Genomic DNA, 18,506 nt, shown 5'->3' on the forward strand with positions numbered 1-18,506 from the left:
TTTGAGCGGGCCGCCCTCGCATTTGAGCGGTACGGAAACAGAGATGAATCAGCATGTCACGGCTGAGACGGGCGACCCGGTCGCTGTCGAACCAGCCGCGTCGCAAGACGTTGTCCGCCTCGTAGACCTGAAGCGCCGCTTCGGCGCGACGGCGGCGCTCGACGGCGTCTCGCTTACTGTGAAGAAGGGCGAGATCCTCGGCATCATAGGCCGCAGCGGCGCCGGCAAGTCGACGCTGATCCGCTGCCTGAACGGGCTGGAGCGGCCGGATTCCGGCGAGGTCTTCATCGAGGGTCGCGAGATCAGTCGTCTGAGCGAACACGAGCTGCAGCCGTTGCGCCGCCGCATTGGCATGGTCTTCCAGCACTTCAACCTTTTGTCGGCGAAGACCGTCGAAGACAATGTCGCGCTGCCGCTCAAGATCGAAGGGCGGACGCGCGCCGAGCGCATGGCCCGCGCGGCTGAATTGCTGCAGCTGGTCGGCCTGTCGGAGAAGGCCAAAGCCTATCCCGCTTCACTGTCGGGCGGCCAGAAGCAGCGCGTCGGCATCGCCAGGGCTTTGGCCGCGCGGCCGGCGCTGCTCTTGTCGGACGAGGCGACATCGGCGCTCGACCCGGAGACGACGCGCTCAATCCTCGCGCTGCTCAAGGACATCAATTCCAGGCTCGGCCTCACCATCCTGCTGATCACGCACGAGATGGAGGTGATCCGCTCCATAGCCGATCGCGTGGCGGTGATCGATGCCGGCCGCATCGTCGAGGAGGGCGCCGTCTGGCAGGTCTTCGCCGATCCGAAATCAGAGATCACCCGCAGCCTGCTCGGCGGCATCCGGCCCCAACTGCCGCCCGAGATCGCCAGCCAATTGGTGGCGGGCGAAGGCACCGAAACGATTCTCAGGATCGATGTCGCCGGAGAAGCCGCGCGTCGCCCGCTGCTGTCCGAACTGAGCGCCGGCGTGCCCGGCGCGTTCCGGCTTGTGCACGGCGGCATCGACCATGTGCAGCAGCAGCCGGTCGGCACGCTGTTCGTGGCTGTTCCTGGAGCCGATGCCAGGCATCTGGCGGCGGTTATCGCATTCCTCAAAGACCGCGGCGCGCGGGTGGAGGTGCTTGGCCATGTCGCCGGTCCTGTTTGAACTCCTGCTTCGCTCGATCTGGGAGACGGTGCTGATGACCGGCGCGTCCGGTCTCATCTCGCTTGTCTTCGGCCTGCCGCTTGGCCTTGCCCTGGTCGCCACCGATCGCGGCGGCATCGCCGAGAGCCTTTGGGTCAACCGCATCCTCGGCGCCGTCATCAACGGCTTCCGCTCGGTGCCCTTCATCATTCTGCTGGTGGCGCTCATCCCGGTGACGCGGCTGATCGTCGGCACCTCGATCGGCACCTGGGCGGCCATCGTGCCGCTGTCGATCGCGGCGACGCCCTACTACGCGCGCATCGCCGAAGTGTCGCTGCGCGAGGTCGACCTCGGGCTGATCGAGGCGGCGCGCGCCATGGGCGGCAACCGCTGGACGATCATCCGCGAGGTGCTGGTGCCGGAGGCGCTGCCCGGCATCGTCGCCGGCTTTACCGTGACGCTGGTGACGCTCGTCGGCGCCTCGGCCATGGCCGGCGCCATCGGCGCCGGTGGTCTCGGCGATCTCGCCATCCGCTACGGCTACCAGCGCTTCGAAACCAGCGTCATGGTCGCCGTTGTCGTCGTGCTCATCGTGCTGGTCTGCGGCATCCAGTGGATCGGCGACCGGCTGGTCGCTCGTCTGGACCACCGCGGGTAAGGGCAGGCGCCGGAGGCGAACGCAATTTGCCGCAAAAGCCGGGAATTGAGCGCCGGCTTGCTCCGTTTGCAATGAGATTGGTCGGTGTGTTTCTTCACCAGCAATGCCGCTGATGTCATCGTGCGGCTGGGGTTGCCAGAGCAATTCCAGGAAAAGTGCGCGGCGGTTTTCCGTCCGGAATTGCGAAAATAGAAAGTTGCCGCCAAGAGGAGCCTGTCCATGCCAAGAATAATTCCGGTGCTCGATCTCGACCGCCTGGAGCAGGGTCCATCCGAGCTTCGAACTTTCTTGTTTGATTTGCGCACCGCCGCCCGCGATGTCGGCTTCTTCTATCTGAGCGGCCACGGCATCACCCAGCCGGAGATCGACTCGGTGCTGGGTGCCGCGCGCGGCTTCTTCGCCTTGCCGGAAGCCGACAAGCTCGCCATCGAGATGGTGAAGTCGCCGCAGTTCCGCGGCTATACGCGCGCCGGCGGCGAGCTGACCAGGGGCAAGGCCGACTGGCGCGAGCAGCTCGACATCGGCGTCGAACGCGCGACCATTGCGCAAGGGCCGGGCGTGCCGCCCTGGACGCGGCTGCAGGGCCCGAACCAGTGGCCTGCCGCGCTCCCCGATCTGAAGCCGGCGCTGCTCGCCTGGCAAGCCAAGGCGACCGATGTGGCGATCCGGCTGCTCAAGGCCTTCGCGCTGTCGCTCGACCAGCCGGAGGACGCTTTCGATGCGATCTATCGCGGCGAGCCGAACCACCGCATGAAGATCGTGCGCTATCCCGGCCGCGACACGACCGGCGACGACCAGGGCGTCGGCGCGCACAAGGATGGCGGCTTCCTCACCCTTCTGCTGCAGGACGAGAACAAGGGCCTGCAGGTCGAATATGACGGCAGCTGGGTGAACGTGGACCCGATCCCTCAGACGCTCGTCGTCAACATCGGCGAGCTGCTCGAACTCGCCTCGAACGGTTATCTTAGGGCGACCGTGCATCGTGTCGTCACGCCGCCCGCCGGCGTCGAGCGGATTTCGGTGCCGTTCTTCTTCAGCGCCCGGCTCGACGCCACAATCCCGCTGCTCGACCTGCCGGAGGAACTGGCGGCCGAGGCGCGCGGCCCGGCCAGGGACCCGGATAACCCGCTGTTCCGCAACGTCGGCGCCAATGTGCTGAAAAGCCGGCTGAGGTCCCATCCCGACGTGGCTCGGCGCCATTATGCGGATCTGTTGGAAAAAGCATCGGCCGCCGGCTGACGATTGAGACGCGTCAGGGCGAGATTTTCCGCATTCTTGCTCTTTTTTGGAATTTCGTTCGTGGAAAATACACCGCGGTGACCCCAAATAGGCATTGTCGCCCGGTGTTTTCCTCCCATTGCGCCGGGTGATGTTCCCCTCTGAAGGTTATGACCTTCATGCTTGGCCGGGCCGCTTTCGCGCCCGGCCTTTTTCTTTCAAATGCCTGGGGATGCCCGGACTAGGCAAAGACGATATCGACCAAGCGGCCTAGCTCATCAGCTTCGGCAATCCCGCCGCCAGCGCATGGATGGCCAGCCGCACCTTCAGCGGCAGATGCGGCACCTGCAGCCAGAGTGCGTGGCAATCGTAGAGATAGTCCGGCTGGTCGGGCAGCACGCGGATGAGCTTGCCCGCTTCGAAACGCTCACGCACCAGCCAATATGGCAGCCAGGCCAGTCCCATGCCGTCGGTCGCCGCATCGGCGATGGCGTCGAGGTCGTCGAGCCGCAGCCTGCCGACGGGCGCGATCTCGGTTACCGAGCCATCCTCGCGCGGGAACAGCCATGGCTGCAGTGCCTGGCCGAGACGGCGGTAAACAATTGCCTGGTGGCTGGCGATGTCCTCAAACTGAACCGGTCGGCCGGAGGTCTCGATGTAGGACGGCGAAGCGCAGACAACCATGCGCTGGCGCGCGACTCGGCGCCCGATGATGCCAGCCCGGTCATCCAGTGCGCCGGTGCGGATCGCCAGATCGAAGCCGTCCTCGACGAGATCGGCGAAGCGGTCGCTGAGCGACAGGTCCAACTCCAGTGTCGGATAGTGCCGGGCAAGGGCGAGTAGGATCGGCGTGACGCAGTGGCGACCGAAATGTGTCGGCATCGTCACGCGCAGTCTTCCGCGCGGCTCGGACAACTGGTCGGCTGCCAATGCATCGGCCGCCTGCGCTTCCGCCAGCACGATCCTGCAGCGCTCATAATAGGCGCGCCCGAAATCGGTCGGGCTCTGCCGGCGCGTCGTACGGTTGATGAGCCGTGCGCCAAGGCGTTCCTCAAGGAAGCGGACATGCTTGCCGACCATCGGCCCCGAAAGGTCAAGCGCCGCCGCAGCGGCGGTGAAAGAGCCGAGGTCGACGGCTTTCACGAACACTTCCATGCTTTCGAGGCGGTCCATATTGAAAACCCGGCGTTTCGACTGTTCTGCCTGCACAGCGATTTATCGGCTCTTCACGCCTCTGCATAGTTCCATTCCATCGATTCGATTTGGAGTTGCATGGATGGCAAGGGTTGTTCGCTTTCACAGTCACGGTGGTCCCGAGGTGCTTCGCAGCGAGGAAAAAGAGGTTCCGTTGCCAGGTCCTGGCGAGGTGCGGATACGCGTCAGGGCACTGGGCTTGAACCGCGCCGAAGCCTCGATGCGCAACGGCACTTACATCGAAACGCCGCCGCTGCCGTCAGGCCTAGGTCTTGAGGCGGCCGGCATTGTCGAGGCGATCGGCGAGGGCGTCGGTGGTTTCGCGACGGGCGATGCGGTCAGCATCATCCCGCCGCGCTCCATGGCTCGCTGGCCGGCTTATGGTGAGTTCGTCACCTTTCCGGCTGAACTCGTCGTCAAACATCCGCCATCGCTTTCGTTCGAGGCCGCCGCCGCGACATGGATGCAATATCTCACCGCTTATGGCGCGCTGATCGATATCGCCCGTCTCCGTCGTGACGAGCCCGTCGTCATCACCGCCGCGTCGAGCAGCGTCGGGCTCGCCGCAATCCAGATCGCCAACAGAATTGGCGCCGTGCCGATCGCCGTCACCCGGACATCGGCCAAGAAGACGGCGCTGCTCGATGCCGGCGCTGCGGATGTGGTGGCCTTGGCTGAAGACGATCTCGAGGCGCGGCTGAGAGCGATCGCGCCGCAAGGCGTGCGCGTCGTGCTCGACCCGGTCGGCGGCCCGATCTTCACGCCTCTTGCAGCCGCGATGGCACGCGGCGGCATTCTCATCGAATATGGCGGCCTCAGCCCCGAGCCGACGCCGTTCCCGCTGTTCGAGGTCCTGGCGAAGACGTTGATGCTGCGCGGCTACCTTGTTCACGAGATCACCGGCGATCCCGGCCGGCTGGAAGCCGCCAAGACCTTCATCCTCGACGGGCTCCAATCAGGCGCCCTGAAGCCGATCGTCGCCCGGACGTTTCCGTTCGAGGCGATCGTCGAGGCGCACCGCTTTCTCGAGGCGGGCGAACAGTTCGGCAAGGTGGTGGTCGTGGTTTGAGGCGCGCTTCGCCCGCTCGGCCAAAGGCTTAATAGGCTTCGGCCGAGCCGGGTATAGCCTGAAGGCGCTCGATGTCCTGACGGGGCGGGGCGCCGAACAGGCGCCGATATTCGCGGCTGAACTGCGAAGGGCTGTCGTAGCCGACGGCGAAGCCGGCTGTGCCGGCGTTGGCTCCGTCAGCCAGCATCAGCCTTCGCGCTTCCTGCAGGCGTAGCTGTTTTTGATACTCGAGCGGGGTCATGCGCGTGATCGCTTTGAAGTGGGCATGAAGCGACGACGCGCTCATGCCTGACGCCGCGGCAATCTCGTCGATGCGCAACTGCGCCTGGAAGCCGTTCCGGATCGTGGCGATGGCGCGGCTCACCTGGTTCAGGTGGCTGTCGACGGTTCCCATTTGACGAAGCGTTGCGCCATGCGGACCGGTGAGCAGACGGTAGAGAATTTCGCGCTCCACGAGCGGGGCCAGAACATCGATGGTTTCGGGGCGATCGAGCAGCTTCACCAATCGGCACGCGGCATCGATCAGGTCCGGGTCGCTTGGATAGACGGCAAGCACGGGCACGTCCTTCTCGGAAGAAACCCGCCGCTCCGTCACCAGCAGGTCGGCAAGTGCCGCGGGGTCGAAGTCGATCTTGCAGCACAGATATGGCGCGGCCGGACTGGCCTCGAGAACATGGCCGACCAGAGGCAGGTCGACCGAAACAAGAAGATAGCTCGATGCATCATAGACCACGCTCTGGCCGGCCAGCGAAACGCGCTTCGACCCTTGGGCGATTATGCAAAGCGAAGCTTCATAGACCGCCGGCACCGGCGCGCTGGGATGGTCGGCGCGAATAAGCGACAGCCGAGGCACCGCGGTGCCGGACATGCCGGAAGCCGGCGCGAACCGCGCGATCATCTGAGCCAGGTCGGCAATTTTGTTCATGCCGCATAAATCTGCATCGCGCGCGATGTTGCAAGGCTTGGTCGGCTTATTTGGAGGATCGTGCAAACTCTTTGGACGATCGCGCTACCGCTCTCCGCCTTCGCGCCACCATTTTGCGTCCCGTCACCGCAAGCGAAAAGGAAACGATCATGACGGGACTGAAAGACAAGGTTGTATTGATCACCGGCGCCTCGAGCGGCATCGGCGAAGCGACGGTTCGCGAGCTTGCCTCGGCAGGCGCCAGGCTGTTTATCGGCGCCCGCCGCGCCGAGCGTCTGAAGGCGCTGGCCGAGGAACTCGGTGAAGGGGTTGCCTGGCGCGAACTCGATGTGACGGATGCGGCAAGCTTCGCCGCATTCGCCGATGCCGCTCAGGCGCAATTCGGCCGGATCGACGTGCTGGTCAACAATGCCGGCGTCATGCCGCTGTCGCCGCTTGCCGCGCTGAAGCGCGATGAGTGGGCGCGCATGATCAACGTCAACATCTTCGGCGTGCTGAACGGGATCGCTTCGGGGCTGCCCCGCTTCGTCGCTCAGAAAAACGGGCACGTGGTCAACGTGGCGTCCGTCGGCGCGCATCTCGTGCTGCCCACCGCGGCGGTCTACTGTGGCACCAAATATGCGGTATGGGCGATCACCGAAGGCCTGCGCCAGGAGCATGACGACATCCGCGCCACGATCATCTCGCCCGGCGTGACCGCGACCGAATTGGGCGACGACATCAGCGATCCTCAGGTGGCCGCGGCTTTGAAGGAGTGGCGGCAGAAATCGCTGACGCCGGACGCCATTGCGCGGGCGATCCGCTTTGCCCTCGAACAGCCCGACGGCGTCGACGTCAACGAAGTGATCGTGCGCCCGACGGCAGCAAATATGTAGAACGTCGTGCCGCCGAGTCAGCCAGATGCGAACAGGCCGGCGTTTCGCGCCGGCCCGTTCGCCTATCCTCGTCACGCCGCCTTGACCTTCAGCTCTTCTTCGCCGCGCACCATCCTGATCACGCCGGCGAAGTCGAGCTTGCCGGAACCGAGCACCGGCACCTTCGGCACGACACGCACCTCGGCCGGCACCATCAGGTCCATGGCGCCATTCGCCTTGGCGAAGGCGAGAAAGTCCGCGCGGGTTGCGCCGGAAGCTTCCGTGATCAGGATAAGCTTCTCGCCCTTGCGCGCGTCCGGTACTGTGGCGACCGCTGACAGCGAGCCTTTCCAGAGTTCTCCGGCCAGCGCCTCGACCGCCGCCAGCGAAATCATCTCGCCGCCGATCTTGGCAAAGCGCTTGGCGCGGCCGCGGATCGAGATGAAGCCGGCGTCGTCGACGGTGACGATGTCGCCGGTGTCGTGCCAGCCGTCTTTCAGCGGCTCGATCACGCCCGGGTTCTCAGCGCGCAGATAGCCCGACATGACATTCGGACCGCGCACGAAGAGCCGCCCGCCCTCGTCGACGCCAGGCACCGGTTCCAGGCGGTATTCCATGCCAGGCATGATTTTGCCGACGCTGCCCGCCTTGTTATACATCGGCGTGTTGATGGCGATCACCGGTGCTGCCTCCGTCACGCCGTAGCCCTCGAGGATGCGCAGGCCGAACTTCTCCATATAGGTCATGCGCGTTGCGGCCTTGACCGGCTCGGCGCCGGCGAAGCAGTAGCGCACCGAGCGGAAGTCGTAGGGGTGCGCGGTGCGCGCATAGCCGGCGAGGAACGTATCGGTGCCGAAGATGATCGTCGCGTTCGACCCGTAGATCAGTTCCGGCACGATGCGGTAGTGCAGCGGCGAGGGGTAGAAATAGACCGGCACGCCAGAGATCAGCGGCAGCACCGTGCCCGCCGTCATGCCGAAGGAGTGGAAGATCGGCAGCACGTTGAACACCTTGTCGCCCGAATGGAAGTCGATCCGCGAGGCCGCCTGGGCGGCGTTGGCCAGGATGTTGCGGTGGGTCAGCACCACGCCCTTGGGCGTGCCTTCCGAGCCCGAGGTGAACAGGATCGCCGCCGGGTCGTCCGCCTTGCGCGCCACCCGCGGCGTTGTCTTGCGCAACAGGCCGAGCAGCTTGTCCTTGAGGCCGATCGTGGCGCGCAGGTCGTCGAGCCAGACGATGTCGACCGAGCGGCCGATCTCTTCCACCACCGGCCCGAGCTTTGCCTGCTCGACGAAGGCGCGGGAGGTGAGCACGGTTTTCACTTCGGCCGCCCTGCATGCCGACAGGATGTTGGCCGCGCCGGCGGTGAAGTTGATCATCGCCGGCACCTTGCCGGCCGACATGACGCCGAGCAGCGCAGCGCAGGCGCCGTTGGCGTTGGGCAGCATGATGCCCAGCGTCTCTTGACCCGCATAGAGATGCTCGAACTTCTCGCCCAGCACCGCGGCGGCGGTGAGCAGCTTACCGTAGCTCAGCGAGCCGGTGACCGGATCCTGCACGGCAAGCTCCTTCATGCCGCGCTCGTGGGCCGTCTCGATGATCTTCTGAAGCACCGTCTTGTCAATGTTTTGGGTGCGGAAGACGAGGTCCGACATCACCTGATAGAGCGCCGAGCCCGCCGCCGCGCGGCGCTGGCGCCCCTTCAGTTCCTGGGGCACTTCGAGCTTCACCGGCTCCAGGATGGTCACCTTGACCTTCGGGAACAGGCGGTGGCGCACATGCTGCGAGGAGAGCCGTGAGAAATAGCTCTTCTCCAGCCCCTCGATGCGCACCGGCACCACCATCGAGCCGGTCTTGTCGGCGACCATGGCGGCGCCGTCATAGACCTTCATCAGGCCGCCTGTGACGGTGATGCGTCCCTCCGGGAAGATGACCAGCGGATCGCCGCCCTGCACGATCTTGATCAGGGTGCGGGTCGACATCGGCTTCGCCGGATTGAGCGGCAGCGCCCGGGCGAGCTTCATGAACGGCTTCATCCACCAGGCCTGGGCGATCGTGTAGTCGATGGCGAAGACCGGCTCCTCGTCGGTCAGCGTCAGCGCCAGCGGACCATCGAGGAAGCTGACATGGTTGAGCGCCAGGATCGGCGCCTTGCCGGCCGCCTTGAGGTTGTCCAGGCCTTCGACCTCCAGGCGCAGGAAGGCGCGGAACAGGATTGAGACGAAGTCGCGGAACGGATTGGTCGGCAGGAATTTCAGCATCAGCCAGGCGGCGATAGCGTTGGCGACGACGAGGCCGAACAGGATGCCCGCGATCGAGACGCCGGCAGCCTGGATGGCCGCGACAAGGATGCCGCCGACGGTCATGAAGCCGGCGTTGACGATGCTGACCGCCGCGACGACGCGGGCGCGGCGCGCTTCCGGCGACCAGGCCTGCACGGCGGCGAAGGTCGGCACCACCAGGAAGGCGGCGGCGATGGCCATGCCGGCGAGGTCGATGGCGACACGGATGGTGTTGGGGCCGGCGAAGAAGGCGGCAAGCGTCTCGGCATGGGGCGAGGGCTGCATGCTGCCGATGGTCCAGGCCAGATGCAGGCCGAACAGCGCCAGCAGCGCGGTGCCGACCGGCGCGGGCAAAAGCACCATGCGGCCCTGCGACATCCAGGCGGCGATGGCCGAGCCGATGGCGATGGAGACGGCGAACACCGCGAGATAGGCGGTGACGGCGATCTCGTTGCCGCCGAGCGAATCCTTGATCATCGCCGGCAGGATCGAAAGCACGATGGCCCCGACCAGCCAGAACCACGAGGTCATCAGGCCGGCGCGCCAGATGCGCATGTCGGTGCGCAAGTCGGCGACCTGCCGCCAGGTCGAACGAAAGACGTTCTTGTCGATGGTGAGGTTGGGGGCGGCCGAACCGGTGGAAGGGATATAGCGGCTGACGAACCAGCAACCGACGGCCAGCGCCATCATGATCGGCCCGAACACCGTGACGCCGATACCGTCGGCGGAGACGACCCCGCCGGCAATCGTGCCGCCCAGGATCGCGGCGAAGGTGGCCGACTCGATCCAGGCATTGGCCTTGGGCAGTTCCTTGCGCTCGAGATGGTCCGGCAGGATGCCGTATTTGATCGGTCCGAACAGCGCCGAGATGATGCCGAACATCAAGAGCGCCGTCATCAGCACGGGAATAGAGGACAGCGCGATGCCGACGACGGCAACGGCGGCCGCGGCGATCTCGGTGAATTTCAGGCGGCGCGCGATCAGCGCCTTGTCGAAGCGGTCGGCGATCTCGCCGCCAAGCGCCGAAAGCAGCAGGAAGGGGGCCATGAAAATGGCGCCGGCCAGCGTCACCAGCGACGCCGCCTGGTCCTTCGCCAGCGTGAAGAGAATGAGGAACACCAGCGTGTTCTTCAGGAAATTGTCGTTGAAGGCCGAGAGGAATTGCGTCCAGAAGAGAGGCGCGAAGCGCCGCGACATCATCAGATGGGTGTTCATGGCAATTTCCATTGGGCAAGCCCGACTGGCAATCCGTTTGGACTGAGCGGACACTTGCGCGGTTTGAGCCTTGTTTACCGGGAAGCGGTTAAACTTCGTTACTGCGATTTATTCCAATCCATTGTTTCTTGCCCTTGGCGCCCCGCATCTGTCGTCCGCGATCGGTCTCCAGGGCTTGCAGGCGCTTGAATATTTGCGGGCATGGCTGTCGGTGAGCATCGATATGATCCTTTCGTTTCAGGCTTAGGCTGCGTCGGCCTGGGCTTGTTTCAGGCCAGATACAATTCAGTGAACATTGTTCATGTTCGCAGCATAGCATATCGTGAACGGCGTTCAAGAGAAAAATGAACAGCGTTCACAGATCGAACTGTTGAATGGGAACACGCTGGATGCGAGCTTCGCGCGACCCGGCGTTCAGGAGAACAACGAAACGTTAGACAAGCTCTCATTTTGCGGCGACTGGAGCTACACCAGCCGGCCGCAAACGGCTATCAATCGTCGCGAAGTCATGCTTCGGGGTGGTGAGAGGCGCGCGGCTTGCAGCTGGATTTGAAGACAATCGAGGCTTTGGCCCCCGATCAGGCCTCGCTTGGCGCCGCCGCCAAGCTGACCAAGCGGTCGAACTGGCCCAGGCTTGAAGCGCATGAGCAGTTGCCGCTGATCTGGGGCGAATGCCAGGGCTCGGGCTCCAACCCTTACCGGGTCGCGTTCGACACCTCCGACTACGGCTATAAATGCACCTGCCCGTCGCGGAAATTTCCGTGCAAGCACATTCTGGCACTGGCCTGGATCGGCGCCACCGCGCCGGCCAGCTTCGCCCGTGTCGACCAGACGCCCGATTGGGTGAACGACTGGCTCGGCCGGCGCCGCAAGCCTGGGCAGCCGCCGGCCACGGCGCCAGCTCGCGCGGAAGGCAAAAGCATTGACGAGGCATCGCGGCCGGAAGAGGCACCTCCTGTCGAGGACGCAGCTGCCGCCGAACGCCGCGAGGCGGCGCAGCGCAAGCGGGCGGAGGACACGCGCAGCGCGGTCTCGGCGGCGCTCGACGAGCTCGACCAGTGGATCGCCGACCAATTGCGGCTCGGCCTTGCCGGCTTTGTCGATGCCTCGAGCGAGCGCTGCCGCCGCATCGCGGCACGGCTTGTAGACCTCAAGGCGGCGGCACTCGCCGGTCGTATCGACGAATTGCCCGCGAAGCTGATGGCGCTGCGCGGCGAGGAGCGGCCGGACGCCGCGATCCGCGAGCTGGGCAAGCTGGTGCTGCTCGCGAAGGCCTGGCGCGCCGCGCCGGACGATGCCGAATTGAAACGCCTGGTCTCGACATCGGAGACGCGCGACCAGATACTCGCCAACCCCGACGCCGTTCAGGTCGAGAGCGACTGGGAGGTGCTTGGCGAAAAGATCGAGACCCGCCGCGACGGGCTGGTCAGTCACGCCACTTGGCTGCTCGATCTGAAAAGCACGACACCGCGATTTGCGGTGCTGCTCGATTTCTTCCCCGCCTCGGCCGGACGCCGCTCCGGCGCCTTCGCGCCGGGCGACCGCTTCAGAGCGAGGCTGGTGTTCTATCCGTCGCGCAATCCGCTGCGCGCGCTGGTCGCGGACCGACTGGGCGACGTGGCGCCTGGCGCGTGGCCGGCATTCGTCCCGGATGCAGCAGGCGATCCGCTGGCCGCCTACGCCGCGTTCCAGGATGGCGCGCCCTGGCTGTCCGATTGCCCTGTCATCCTGCCGGCCGGTGCGATCGCGCTGGACGAAAAGGACGGCGCCTGGTGGCAGGCGGCCGGCGATCCGCACGGCATTGCCCTGCCTGTTGCCGGCTCCGTCAACCAGACCTTGCTCGGCCTCGATCTCGCGGCGACGGCAGCGCTTTGGAACGGCGCCAGGCTCGAGCTGCTGGCATCGCAAAGCAGCATCGGGAGGCTCGATCTGTCATGAACGAGCTCGATCAAGCAGGGCTGGCACGATTGCGCGACGGCTGGATTTCGGGCGGCGGCGCTTTCGAATTGGCGCCCGCCGAATGGAAGGAAGTCGCGGCGGCATCCAGCCCGGACGAGCAGGAACGGCGGCTGCTGGCCGTCGCCGCGCAGGCGCTGGACGTCGCGCTCCGCCCGGCGGCGCCGAAAACCTTGAAGCGGCGCCCGCCGCTGCCGGTGCTGGCTTTGCCGATGCTCCCTGAACGGTTGCGGCCGTCGCTGCGCGCCGCGCTGAAATATGCAGCCGATGCGAGGCTCAAGACACGGGTGGCCACGCTCGTCGCCGGCCGCGGCTTCGTGCTGCATCCGATGGACTGGATGCCTGCTGCGACGGACCAGGAAAGCCCGGACATCTACGCCCCCTGGGTCGACTGGCAGGCAGGCGCGGACAGCGAAAAGCAGTCGCGGCGCGAGGATTTGACGGCGGAAACCTGGGATGATTTCTATCCCGCCGCGCGCCGCAGCGCGCTGATCGATTTGCGGCGCTCCACACCCGCCTTGGCGCGGGCCCTTATCGAGACAAAAGGGGCAGGCGAGCCCGCCGAGGTGAGGCTTGCGCTCATTGAGCTCATGCGCTTCGGCCTTGGGGCCGACGACGTTCCGTTCCTGAAGAGCCTGTCCGCCGATCGCTCAGGCAAAGTGCGCGAAATGGCGGGCCGGCTGCTGGCAAGGTTAGGGGAACGCGGAAATCCGGCTGGCGGCGGGTCGGAAGATCCGACAGCCGAGCTCGCCGCTTTCATCGAGGAAGGCAAATCCGGCTTCATCCGCCGCCGCGCCACCTACGCGCCGATAAAACCCAAGTCACAGGCGCAGCAAGCACGTCGCGCCGACTTGTTCGCGACCTGTTATTTCGGCGATCTCGTCGCCCGCTTCGGCAAGACGGAGGCCGATTTCATCGGCGCATGGCAGTTCGGCGTCGATGACGGCGCAGATCTGTTTCTGGTTCGAATGATCTCGGTGTCCGGCGGCGATGCGGCGGTGGCCTGTCTGGCGGATCTGCTTGCCGCAGCCGGCGGCAGGCTGGCGATTCTCGGCCTCCAACTCACGGCGCGTTTGGACAGCGGCAGGAAGCGTGTCCTGATCAGGCAGATCCTGAATGATGCGCAAAATCTGGCCGCGCTCACCCTGGTCGAAGGCGCTGAAGCGGGCTGGCTGGAATGGGGCGACCTCGCAAAGGGCAAGACGCTTCCAGCGCTGCGTTCCGCCGTCTCGGGTGACAATGACGTCACGAGACGAAACGCCGAGCAATATCTCGAAGCCATCGGCTTTCTGGCCAGTCCGGTGGCGGCGGAAAAATTGATCGGTGAGGTCGTCGCCGCCGGCCTGCCGCCGGCATCCCCATCGCTTAGCCTGCTGCGCCTCAACGCGGCGCTGAGCGGAAATCCAACCAAATGATCAACCCGGAGAAGATCGCATGAACGCAGCCATCCGCCTCCCGGCCGAACAGGTCTACGCCGCCGAACTGCAGGCGCTTGCGCGCGGCGACGACCGGCAAAAGCCTGCCGGCTGGAGCCTGTCGCCGAAAGCCGTGCTCACCTATCTGATGGGCGGCAAGGCGAGCGACGGCACGGTGATTTCGCCGAAATATGTCGGTCGCCGGCAATTGATGGAAACGGCGGTCGCCACGCTTGCGACCGACCGGGCGCTGCTTCTGCTCGGCGTTCCCGGAACGGCAAAATCCTGGGTATCGGAACATCTCGCCGGCGCCACCATGGGCAATTCGACGCTGGTCGTGCAATGCACCGCCGGCACCGACGAAAACCAGATCCGCTATGGCTGGAACTATGCCCAGCTGCTGGCCAAGGGCCCGAGCCAGGAAGCGCTTGTGCCGACGCCGCTCTACCGCGCGATGCAGGACGGCAAGCTTTGCCGGCTGGAAGAGCTGACGCGCATGGGCTCCGATGTGCAGGACACGCTGATCACCGTACTGTCGGAAAAGATGATGCCGGTGCCGGAGCTGAACACCTCGATCTACGCGCAGCGCGGCTTCAACATCATCGCCACCGCCAACAACCGCGACAAGGGCGTCAACGAACTCTCCTCGGCGCTGAAGCGCCGCTTCAACGTCGTGGTGCTGCCGCTACCGGAAGATATGGCGGAGGAAGTCTCCATCGTCTCCCGGCGCGTCGGCGAGATGGCCGGCGGGCTGGACCTGCCGGTGCCGAAGAATGTCGGCGAGGAGATCGCCCGCGTCCTCACCATCTTCCGCGAGCTGCGCTCGGGCGCGACCGCCGACGGCAAGGTGACGCTGAAGACGCCATCGGGCTCTCTGTCGACCGCCGAGGCGATCGCCACCATGGTCAGCGGGCTTAGCCAGGCGGCATGGTTCGATGACGGCAAGCTCCACGCGGAAGGGCTGGCGCCAAGCCTTGTCGGCGCCATCGTCAAGGACCCGGTGCAGGACAAGGTGGTGCTGGAGGAATATCTGGAGACGGTGTTGAAGAAGCGTCCGGACTATGCCGGCTACTACGCGGCGCTCAACGCGGCCATCTGAGCCATGACGCAAGGCGGCATCATCAGCTATTTCGGCATTCGCCACCATGGGCCGGGCTCCGCCGGGAGCCTGGTCAAGGCCTTGCAGGAATTGCGGCCGGTCGCCGTGCTGATCGAGGGGCCGGTGGATGCCTCGCCGCTGCTGCCGTTGCTCGCCAGCCCCGACATGAAGCCGCCGGTGGCGTTGCTCTGCTATCCCGAGGACGACCCCGCCGCGACCAGCTTTTGGCCCTTCGCCGAATTCTCGCCGGAATATCAGGCAGCACTTTGGGCCGTCGCCAACAAGGCGGCGCTGCGCTTCATCGACCTGCCGTCGGCCGCGCGGCTTGCGGAGAAGGCGCCTGAAGGTTCGACCGATGGTGATGCCTCCGAAGCAGAACCTGCAGAAGAACAGGGCGAAGAACCCACGCGCATCCAGGATCCGATCGGCACCTTGGCGCGCGCTGCCGGCTATGAGGACGGCGAGAGCTGGTGGTCCGACATCATCGAGCAGAATCCCGAGCCAGGCCCGATCTTCGCGGCCATCGCCGACGCGATGACGACGCTGCGCGACGGCGAGGGCGCGATCGCCAAGTTCGAGGCCATGCGCGAGGCGCATATGCGGTTGGAGATCGCTGCCGCGCGGAAGGAATTCGACGGGCCACTGGCCGTCGTCTGCGGCGCCTGGCATGTGCCGGCCTTGCGGGCCGCTCATACGCAAAAGAGCGACCAGGCGCTGCTCAAGGGCATCGGCCGACGCAAGACCACGATGACTTATGCGCCGTGGACCGGACCGCGCCTGGCGCTGGGCTATGGCTACGGCGCCGGCGTCGTCGCGCCCGGCTGGTGCAAGCATCTGTGGCAGACACGTGGGCAGGACGACGCCTCGGTCCTGTGGTTGGCGCGGATCGCCTCGGTGCTGCGGGCGAAGGGCCACATGATCTCCACCGCCTCGCTGATCGAGGCGGAGCGCCTGGCGCGCGCGCTTGCCGCAATCCGCGAACGGCCGAAGCCGGGTTTCGAGGAACTTCGCGACGCCTCGGTCTCGGCGCTCTTCAACGGCGAGACTTTGCTGTGGAAGATGGTCGAGGCCGAGCTGCTGCTGGGCGCCGATGTCGGCGAGATCCCGCCCGACACGCCGCTCGCGCCGCTGATCGACGATCTGCAGCGCAACCAGAAGGCCGCGCGGCTGAAACCGGAAGCGCTGGAACGAGAGCTTTCCGTTGACCTGCGTAGCGAGAGCGGGCTGTGTCGCTCGACATTGCTGCACCGGTTGAACGTGCTCGGCGTCAATTGGGGCAGGCTGACCGATGTCGGCCGCAGCCGCGGCACGTTTCGCGAGCGCTGGATGCTGGCCTGGCAGCCGGAATATGCCGTCCGCCTTGTCGAGAACCTGGTCTACGGCCCGACCATCGAGAAGGCCGCCAATGGCAGGCTGATCCAGATGATCGGCGCCGCCGCGACGCTCGATGCGCTGGCCACGCTGGTGCAGAGCGCCATCACCGCCGCCTTGAGCGAGGCGTCCGCCGCCGGTCTTGCGGCGCTCGAGGAAAAGGCAGCGCACAGCAGCGAGTGCCTGGAGCTGCTGGCCTCGGTGCCGCCGCTGGCCGACATCATCCGCTACGGCGAAGCACGCAAGACCGAGACCGAACGCCTCGCCGGCCTGCTGGAGCGGCTGATCATCGAGGGCTCCATCGCGCTGCCTTACGCGGCGCGCGATCTCGACGCGCAGGCCGCCGCCGCGCTGATGGCAGCGCTTCGCAAGGCCGACGAGGCAATCAAGCTGGTCGAGCCGGACGAGCATGTCCTGGAGGCCTGGCGCAACGGGCTGGCGGCCGTGCTGGATTCGTCGCGTTCCACGGCGCTCGTCGCCGGCTGCGCCGCGCATCTGCTCTACGAGGCTGGGCGGCTCTCAGCCGATGAGACCGCCGATCTCCTGGCAAGGCGCCTGTCGCCGGGAACGCCTGTGATCGATGCCGCCGCCTTCTTCGAAGGCTTCTTCAGCGGCGCCGGCCAGCGGCTGATCTATGACGAAGGTCTGCGCGGTGCCGTCGACGCCTGGCTGGCCTCGCTCGACGAGGAGGCTTTCGTGGCGCATCTGCCGCTGCTGCGCCGCGTCTTCTCGGACCTTGACAGCATGGAGCGTCGCCGCCTGATCGAGGCGGTGCTTGGCAAGAGAGTGAACCTGCCTGCCGGGCTGACTCTGGCGCCGGACGGCGGCGTGGCATGGCGCAGGCATTTTGGTCTGCTCGGCAAGTTGCTCGCGGGGGAGGCCAATCATGGCTGACGAAGCGACCGGGCCGGACCTTGATCCGACCATGGACAATCGCGAGCGCCGTTGGCGGCTGGCGATCGGCGCCGACGACGAGACATCATCGGCGCTGTCGGCCGAGGACCGAAAACTGTCGGCGGCGCTCGATGCGCTTTATGGCGACGGCAGCGGCGACACCGCCGGCGATGCGCGCAAGCGGCGCGGCGGGCTCGGCCGCTCGGCGCCCCGCGTCGCGCAATGGATGGGTGACATCCGCTCCTTCTTCCCCGAGCAGGTCGTCCAGGTCGTGCAGAAAGATGCCTTCGAGCGGCTCAACCTGAAGCAGATGCTGATGGAGCCGGAATTCCTCAAGGCGATCGAGGCCGACGTCAATCTCGTCGCCGACCTCGTCTCGCTGCGCTCGGCGATGCCGGACAAGACCAAGGACATCGCCAGGTCCATCATTTCCGACATTGTCGCCAAGCTGATGCAGCGCCTGGAGCAGAAGACCGCGGAGGCGATCCGCGGCGCGCTCGATAAGTCGCGGCGCACCAACCGGCCGCGTCAGCGCGATATTGACTGGCCGCGCACGATCACGGCGAACCTTCGCCACTACCAGCCGGACCATAAGACCGTCGTGCCGGAAAAGCTGGTTGGCTTCATGCGTCGTCAGCGCCGACTGGTCGATCTCGACGAGGTGACGCTCTGCGTCGACCAGTCCGGCTCGATGGCGAGCTCGGTCATCTACGCCTCGATCTTCGCCGCCGTGATGGCCTCGCTGCCGGTCGTGCGGACGAAACTCGTCTGCTTCGACACGGCGATCGTCGATCTGACCGAAGAGCTCAGCGATCCGGTCGAGGTGCTGTTCGGCGTCCAGCTCGGCGGCGGCACCGACATCAACCAGGCGGTCGCCTACTGCGCCGAGCGCATCGAGCGGCCAACCAAGGCGCATTTCGTTCTGATCACCGATCTCTACGAAGGTGGCAACGGCAAGGAGCTCCTGCAAAGGCTGGCGGCGCTTGTCCGGTCGGGCGTCAACGTCGTCGTGCTCTTGGCGCTCACCGATCAGGGCCGTCCCGGCTACGATCCGTCGATGGCCGGGTCGGTCGCCGCACTCGGCATTCCGGTCTTTGCCTGCACGCCCGACCATTTCCCCGAAATGATGGCGGCGGCGCTGCGCCGCGAGGACATCGGCGCCTGGGCGGCAGGCGCCGACATCAAGCTCGTCCGCGCCGATACGGAGGCGCCGGGCGCGGCGGAGTAGGCTTGCCGCCCGAA

Annotated in this window: 14 protein-coding genes; 11 read left to right on the top strand and 3 right to left on the bottom strand. The window is 65.8% G+C overall.

Annotated features, from left to right (window positions below; all coding sequences use genetic code 11):
- Positions 1 to 43: 43 nt before the first annotated feature.
- The 3 genes from EN862_RS11575 to EN862_RS11585 all read left to right on the top strand — a co-directional run bounded on the left by EN862_RS11575 (position 44) and on the right by EN862_RS11585 (position 3,011).
- Positions 44 to 1,135: a methionine ABC transporter ATP-binding protein gene (locus EN862_RS11575; protein ID WP_127866922.1), complete on the top strand. Its 1,092-nt coding sequence runs from the start codon at positions 44 to 46 to the stop codon at positions 1,133 to 1,135.
- On the top strand, positions 1,116 to 1,772 hold the full coding sequence (locus tag EN862_RS11580) for a methionine ABC transporter permease (RefSeq protein ID WP_127866923.1): 657 nt from the start codon (positions 1,116 to 1,118) through the stop codon (positions 1,770 to 1,772). Before EN862_RS11575 ends, EN862_RS11580 begins: the two co-directional genes overlap by 20 nt.
- Before the next feature lie 219 nt (positions 1,773 to 1,991).
- Positions 1,992 to 3,011 carry an isopenicillin N synthase family oxygenase gene (locus EN862_RS11585; protein WP_127866924.1) on the top strand — a complete coding sequence of 340 codons (1,020 nt, stop codon included), beginning with the start codon at positions 1,992 to 1,994 and terminating at the stop codon, positions 3,009 to 3,011.
- A 249-nt stretch (positions 3,012 to 3,260) separates the two neighbouring features.
- On the opposite strand, the gene EN862_RS11590 is transcribed toward EN862_RS11585, so the two are convergent.
- Positions 3,261 to 4,163, bottom strand: a complete 903-nt coding sequence (locus EN862_RS11590) for a LysR family transcriptional regulator (RefSeq protein WP_127866925.1) — start codon at positions 4,161 to 4,163, stop codon at positions 3,261 to 3,263.
- A gap of 103 nt (positions 4,164 to 4,266) precedes the next feature.
- Between EN862_RS11590 and EN862_RS11595 the strand changes: the two genes are divergently transcribed.
- Positions 4,267 to 5,253, top strand: a complete 987-nt coding sequence (locus EN862_RS11595; protein WP_127866926.1) for a zinc-dependent alcohol dehydrogenase family protein — start codon at positions 4,267 to 4,269, stop codon at positions 5,251 to 5,253.
- A 28-nt stretch (positions 5,254 to 5,281) separates the two neighbouring features.
- Here EN862_RS11595 and EN862_RS11600 read toward each other — a convergent pair whose 3' ends face one another.
- Positions 5,282 to 6,178 carry an AraC family transcriptional regulator gene (locus EN862_RS11600; protein ID WP_127866927.1) on the bottom strand — a complete coding sequence of 299 codons (897 nt, stop codon included), beginning with the start codon at positions 6,176 to 6,178 and terminating at the stop codon, positions 5,282 to 5,284.
- 149 nt (positions 6,179 to 6,327) lie between these two features.
- On the opposite strand from EN862_RS11600, the gene EN862_RS11605 reads away from it, so the two are divergent.
- Positions 6,328 to 7,053 carry an SDR family oxidoreductase gene (locus EN862_RS11605; protein WP_127866928.1) on the top strand — a complete coding sequence of 242 codons (726 nt, stop codon included), beginning with the start codon at positions 6,328 to 6,330 and terminating at the stop codon, positions 7,051 to 7,053.
- A gap of 71 nt (positions 7,054 to 7,124) precedes the next feature.
- On the opposite strand, the gene EN862_RS11610 is transcribed toward EN862_RS11605, so the two are convergent.
- Positions 7,125 to 10,529 (bottom strand): acyl-[ACP]--phospholipid O-acyltransferase, encoded by a 3,405-nt coding sequence (locus tag EN862_RS11610; protein ID WP_127866929.1) that lies wholly within the window; start codon positions 10,527 to 10,529, stop codon positions 7,125 to 7,127.
- Positions 10,530 to 10,851: 322 nt separating this feature from the next.
- Here EN862_RS11610 and EN862_RS11615 point away from each other — a divergent pair, with 322 nt between their 5' ends.
- Genes EN862_RS11615 through EN862_RS11640 form a run of 6 tightly spaced genes read left to right on the top strand, consistent with a single transcriptional unit; the run spans position 10,852 to position 18,492 of the window.
- Positions 10,852 to 11,082, top strand: coding sequence for a hypothetical protein (locus tag EN862_RS11615; protein ID WP_127866930.1), 231 nt, complete (start codon positions 10,852 to 10,854; stop codon positions 11,080 to 11,082).
- On the top strand, positions 11,067 to 12,467 hold the full coding sequence (locus EN862_RS11620; RefSeq protein WP_127866931.1) for an SWIM zinc finger family protein: 1,401 nt from the start codon (positions 11,067 to 11,069) through the stop codon (positions 12,465 to 12,467). Before EN862_RS11615 ends, EN862_RS11620 begins: the two co-directional genes overlap by 16 nt.
- Positions 12,464 to 13,900, top strand: a complete 1,437-nt coding sequence (locus EN862_RS11625; protein WP_127866932.1) for a DUF5691 domain-containing protein — start codon at positions 12,464 to 12,466, stop codon at positions 13,898 to 13,900. The genes EN862_RS11620 and EN862_RS11625 overlap by 4 nt, the downstream gene beginning before the upstream one ends.
- A 19-nt stretch (positions 13,901 to 13,919) precedes the next feature.
- Positions 13,920 to 14,999, top strand: a complete 1,080-nt coding sequence (locus EN862_RS11630; RefSeq protein WP_127866933.1) for an AAA family ATPase — start codon at positions 13,920 to 13,922, stop codon at positions 14,997 to 14,999.
- A gap of 3 nt (positions 15,000 to 15,002) precedes the next feature.
- Positions 15,003 to 17,264, top strand: a complete 2,262-nt coding sequence (locus EN862_RS11635) for a DUF5682 family protein (protein WP_127866934.1) — start codon at positions 15,003 to 15,005, stop codon at positions 17,262 to 17,264.
- Positions 17,257 to 18,492, top strand: coding sequence for a VWA domain-containing protein (locus EN862_RS11640; protein WP_127866935.1), 1,236 nt, complete (start codon positions 17,257 to 17,259; stop codon positions 18,490 to 18,492). The genes EN862_RS11635 and EN862_RS11640 overlap by 8 nt, the downstream gene beginning before the upstream one ends.
- The last annotated feature ends 14 nt before the right edge of the window (positions 18,493 to 18,506 follow it).

It is taken from the genome of Mesorhizobium sp. M2E.F.Ca.ET.219.01.1.1 (assembly GCF_004016445.2).
In the GTDB taxonomy this organism is placed as follows: Bacteria; Pseudomonadota; Alphaproteobacteria; order Rhizobiales; family Rhizobiaceae; genus Mesorhizobium.